We start from the raw sequence: 5,052 nt of genomic DNA, 5'->3' as shown, positions 1-5,052 counted from the left end.
GCCTTGTCCAGGCCGGTGTAGCGCAGGTAGGCGAGGTATTCGTCGTCGGCGGCGGCGTCCTCGGCGCGGGAGGCGAGGAGCAGGAATGGCTTCACGTAGCTAAGTCTGCCCCCGCCACCGGCGCCGGACCTATTCGGCCGTTTCGCCGTCCTCGATCATGGCGATGACAGCGCCCGCGGACACCGTTTCCCCGGCGGACGCGGAAAGCCCGATGACGATGYCGGCGCGGTGCGCGGTGAGCGGCTGCTCCATCTTCATGGCTTCCAGCACCACCACGAGGTCACCCTCGGACACACGGTCGCCTTCGGTGACGGCCACCTTCACGATGGTGCCCTGCATCGGCGAGGTCAGGGCGTTGCCGCCGGCCGGTGCAGCCGTGCCGGCGCTGCGGGAGCGCTTCTTGGCCTTGGCTGGCTTGCTGCCGCCGCTGATGGTGCCCAGCGAGGCCGGCAGCACCACTTCTAGGCGCTTGCCGCCGACCTCGACGACGACGCGCTGGCGTTCGCCGGCGTCGGCCGCCTCCTCGGCGGAGCCGGTCGGCGTCCATGCCGGGATGTCGTTGACGAAAGCGGTTTCGATCCAGCGGGTGTGGACCTTGAACGGCCCTTCGGCGGGGGCGAAATCGGGGTTGCTGACCACGGCGAGGTCGAACGGGATGACGGTGGGGATACCCTCGACCACCATCTCCTCAAGCGCGCGCCGGGAGCGCTGCAGGGCCTGGGCGCGGGTGGCGCCGGTGATGACCAGCTTGGAGAGCATGGAGTCGAAGTTGCCGCTGATCACGTCGCCCTGCTCCACGCCGGAGTCGATCCGTACGCCCGGGCCGGTGGGGTTCAACAGCTTGGTGATGGTGCCGGGGGCGGGCATGAAGTTCCTGCCCGGGTCCTCGCCGGTGATGCGGAACTCGATCGAGTGGCCGCGGACCTCGGGGTCGCCGTAGCCAAGTTCCTCGCCGCGCGCCAGCCGGAACTGTTCGCGGACCAGGTCGATTCCGGTGACTTCCTCGGATACGCAGTGCTCCACCTGGAGCCGGGTGTTGACCTCAAGGAAGGAGATGGTGCCGTCCTGGCCCACGAGGAATTCGCAGGTGCCGGCGCCGAGGTAGCCGGCTTCCTTCAGGATGGCCTTGGAGGATTCGTAGAGCCGCTGGTTCTGCTCGGCGGTGAGGAACGGGGCCGGGGCTTCCTCGACCAGCTTCTGGTTGCGGCGCTGCAGGGAGCAGTCGCGGGTGGACACGACCACCACGTTGCCGTGGGCATCGGCGAGGCACTGGGTTTCCACGTGTCGCGGGGCGTCCAGGAAGCGTTCGATGAAGCATTCGCCGCGGCCGAACGCGGCCGTGGCTTCGCGGACGGCGGATTCGAAGAGCTCGGGGATTTCCTCCCGGGTCCGAGCCACCTTGATGCCGCGTCCGCCGCCGCCGAAAGCCGCCTTGATGGCCACGGGCAGGCCGAACTTGTCCACGAACTCGAGGATTTCCTCGGCGGATTCGACCGGGTCGGCGGTGCCGGGGACCTGCGGCGCGCCCACCTTTTCGGCGATGTGGCGGGCCTGGACCTTGTCGCCGAGGGCGGAGATCGCCTCGGGGGAGGGGCCGATCCAGGTGATGCCCGCGGCGATCACCTTGGCGGCGAATTCTGCGTTTTCGGCGAGGAAACCGTAGCCAGGGTGGATGGCATCGGCGCCGGAGCGCCGGGCCACCTCGATCAGCTTGTCCATCACCAGGTAGGACTCCGCGGCGGTGTTGCCGCCCAGGGCGTAGGCCTCGTCGGCGAGTTTGACGTGCAGCGCGTCGCGGTCAGGGTCCGCGTACACGGCCACGGAGCCGATGCCTTCGTCGCGGGCGGCGCGGATGATGCGCACGGCAATTTCACCGCGGTTGGCGATCAGCACCTTGCTCAGGCGGTGGGTTCCCGGCGTGGTGGCGGCGGGCACTGGCGTTGCGGACTGCTCCGAATTAGCTGACAAGGCGTCTCCTTCTTTCCTTCAGGGAGCCTAGCGCGGTTTTGTGGGTTCCGCCGATATTACTTGCGGATTCCGCGCGTAAACGGCTGATCCTTTGTGGGTTTCCTACAAGGTGGTGCGAAATGGCTCACTCGGCGCGGATGTCGGCGGGGCTGGCTGCGCCGCCGGTCCAGAGCTCCGTGACGCCCACCTTGGCCTGGCCGAGGAGGCCGCGGAGGGTGGAGACGGAGAGCCCGACGACGGCGTGCGGGTCGCCGTCGACCTTGCGGATGAAGGCCCCGCCGTAGCCGTCGATGGTGAAGGAACCGGCGCACTGGAGCGGTTCGCCGGTGGCGATGTAGGTGYCGATCTCCGCCTCGCTCATCTCCATGAAGTGGACCTCGGCGGAGGAGACGGCACCGAGGGTCGCTCCGGAGCCGGGGCTGATGTCGGCGTCGGTGTCGCGGCAGTCCACCAGCCAGTGGCCGGTGTGCAGCACCCCCATGCCGCCGCTCATCCGGAGCATCCGCTCCTTGGCGACGTCGGCGGTGTAGGGCTTGCCGTGGGCCTCGCCGTCGAACTCGAAGACAGAGTCRCAGCCGAGCACCAGTGCGCCGTGCGCCTCCGGGAGCGAGGCGACGGCCTCGGCCTTGGCGCGGGCCAGCAACAGGGCCGTGTCATGCGGGTCGGTCACGCCGTACCGGGCCTGCACGGCGTCCTCGTCAACATCGGAAACCAGGACTTCGTGGGCGATGCCGGCGTTGGCAAGCAGCTTGGTGCGGGCGGGGGACTGGGAGGCAAGGATGAGGCGGGTCACGGCACCAGCGTAGTGCCTTGGGGTGACAGTGTGGCGGGATAGGTAGCAGCCGTCGGCGGCAGAGCTCGACGGATCTCGGCCGAATGGCAGGAGCGCGACTCTATAGGGCGCGGCCTTATATTGTCAGACCCCTCCGATTGAATTGAGTCATGGAAGGCGATCGGAAGCTTTTCGGGGATTCTGTCGCTTCGGGCCAGGTGGTGGGAGACGCGGCGGCGATCATTGACGAGCTCCGGGCTTTGGAAGATCGCAAGTCCGCGATCTCAGCCAGACAGGCCTGCCTGGCCGTGGAGCTGGATCTTGCGCGGCGGCGGGAACAAGCCGACGCCGGGATGTCGGCGGACAAACTCGGTGCCGGGGTCGGGGCCGAAGTCGCCCTCGCGCGGCGCGAATCCCCCGCCAAAGGCTCGAGGTTGCTGGGCCTGGCCCGGGCGCTCGTAACCGAGATGCCGCACACCCTCGCCGCTTTGGAGTCGGGGCAGTTGAACGAGTGGCGGGCCACGCTCCTAGTCCGCGAAACCGCCTGCCTGGACGCAACCGACCGGGCCGCTGTCGACGAAGAACTCGCCGCCGACACCGGCACGTTCGACGGCGCCGGCGACCACGCCATCGTCTCCGCAGCCAAATCCGCCGCCTACCGCCACGACCCCCGCTCCGTCACCCAACGCGCCGCCCACGCCGACACCGAACGCAGCGTCAGTCTCCGCCCGGCCCCGGACACCATGTGCTACCTCACGGCCCTGCTCCCCGTCGCAGCCGGAGTCGCCGCCTACGCCGCCCTCAGCCGGCACGCCGACAGCGCCCGCGCCACCGGAGACCCACGAACCCGCGGCCAGGTAATGGCCGACACCCTGGTCGAACGGGTTACCGGCACCCCGGGAGGGATCACCGGCATCGAAGTCCAACTCGTCATGACCGACCGGACCCTCCTGACCGGAGGCAATGTGCCCGCCCGCCTCCCCGGCTACGGCATCGTCCCTGCCGGATGGGCCAGAAAACTCCTGGCGAGTAAGGGTGAAAACCCCGAGTTCGGAACTTGGGTTCGGAGGCTCTACACCGCTCCAGGCACCGGCGAACTCATCAGCATGGACTCGCGGGCCCGACTGTTCCCCGCCGGGCTGCGCCGTTTCATCGAAACCCGCGACAGCACCTGCCGCACGCCTTACTGCGACGCGCCCATCCGGCACCTGGACCACATCGTCCCCTGGTACCGCGGCGGAGAAACCACAGCAGCCAACGGCGCCGGGCTCTGCGAAGCCTGCAACCAAACCAAAGAAACCCCCGGCTGGACCGCACAGCAACGCCCCGGACCCGGGCGGCACACCATCCAGCTCACCACCCCCACCGGCCACAGCTACCGCTCCACAGCAGCCCCGCTGCCGGGGACCGGACCACCTAGCAGGTTTATTCGGGGGAGTGCCGTGGCGGAAGTTCGAAATCCGGAATCGGACCCCGACCCGGAAGCGGACCCGATCAGCAAACGCCGCCGCGCTCGCCACCGACGGGCAAAAACCCTGCTGCAGGCTCGCGTGGCGAATCGGGCTGCGGCTTGAGGGTACATCCAGCCAACAACCGGTTCGCCCGCCCACCAACAAAGCCGCCCGCCGATCGCAATGATCGACGGGCGGCCAGGTCGGACCAAACGGCCCCGGGCGCCTACCGTTACCGGGCCGCGGCCGCCGCTGGCTCGGCGTCACCGGCGTCAGTCTCCGCGGCGGACGCGGGCTTGCGCAGCTTGGCGCCTTCGACGTCGACGTCCGGCAGGATGCGGTCCAGCCACTTCGGCAGCCACCAGGCCTTGCTGCCCAGCAGGTACATCACGGCCGGGACGATGGTCATGCGCACCACGAAGGCGTCCACCAGCACACCGAAGGCCATCGCGAAGCCCAGCGGCCGCACCATGTTCAGGTGCGAGAATATGAAGCCGGAGAACACGCTGACCATAATGATCGCGGCCGCGGTGACCACGGCCGAGGCGTGGCTGAACCCGGTGCGGACCGCGTGTTTGGCCGTTTCGCCGTGCATGTAGGACTCCCGCATGCCGGAGGCGATGAAGACCTGGTAGTCCATGGCCAGGCCGAACAGCACACCGATAAGGATGATGGGCAGGAAGCTCAGTACCGCGCCGGGGTTCTCGACGCCGAACACGGAGCCCAGCCAGCCCCACTGGTACACCGCCACAACGCCGCCGAACGCCGCCGCGAGCGAGAGCAGGAAGCCGCCGGTGGCCAGCAGCGGCACCACGATGGATCGGAACACCAACAGCAGCAGGATCAGGGACAGCCCGACGA

At 68.6% G+C, this 5,052-nt stretch carries 4 protein-coding genes; 1 reads left to right on the top strand and 3 read right to left on the bottom strand.

Translation table 11 applies throughout. From position 1 onward, the window contains the following. Positions 1-129: 129 nt before the first annotated feature. Together AC1DHD_RS14310 and AC1DHD_RS14305 are read right to left on the bottom strand one after the other, a co-directional pair. Entirely contained in the window at positions 130-1,968 is a 1,839-nt protein-coding gene (locus AC1DHD_RS14310) for an acetyl/propionyl/methylcrotonyl-CoA carboxylase subunit alpha (protein WP_476880350.1), read from the bottom strand. A 124-nt stretch (positions 1,969-2,092) separates the two neighbouring features. Beyond that, complete coding sequence (locus AC1DHD_RS14305) at positions 2,093-2,761, bottom strand: Maf family protein (protein WP_476880349.1); 669 nt, start codon at positions 2,759-2,761, stop codon at positions 2,093-2,095. A 149-nt stretch (positions 2,762-2,910) separates the two neighbouring features. On the opposite strand from AC1DHD_RS14305, the gene AC1DHD_RS14300 reads away from it, so the two are divergent. Beyond that, the gene (locus AC1DHD_RS14300; protein ID WP_476880348.1) at positions 2,911-4,314 is read left to right on the top strand and encodes an HNH endonuclease; all 1,404 of its coding nucleotides are present in this window, start codon (positions 2,911-2,913) and stop codon (positions 4,312-4,314) included. A gap of 109 nt (positions 4,315-4,423) precedes the next feature. On the opposite strand, the gene AC1DHD_RS14295 is transcribed toward AC1DHD_RS14300, so the two are convergent. Beyond that, positions 4,424-5,052: MMPL family transporter (locus AC1DHD_RS14295; protein WP_476880347.1), on the bottom strand; the 629-nt coding region annotated here is incomplete at its 5' end.

The sequence above is a fragment of the Arthrobacter sp. 05L45_2 genome (assembly GCF_056397525.1).
This window is presented reverse-complemented; position numbering and strand designations above follow the sequence as displayed.

Excerpts from the sequence above, each read along its gene's own strand:
- AC1DHD_RS14300 (WP_476880348.1), top strand. The coding sequence starts at position 2,911 with ATGGAAGGCGATCGGAAGCTTTTCGGGGATTCTGTCGCTTCGGGCCAG.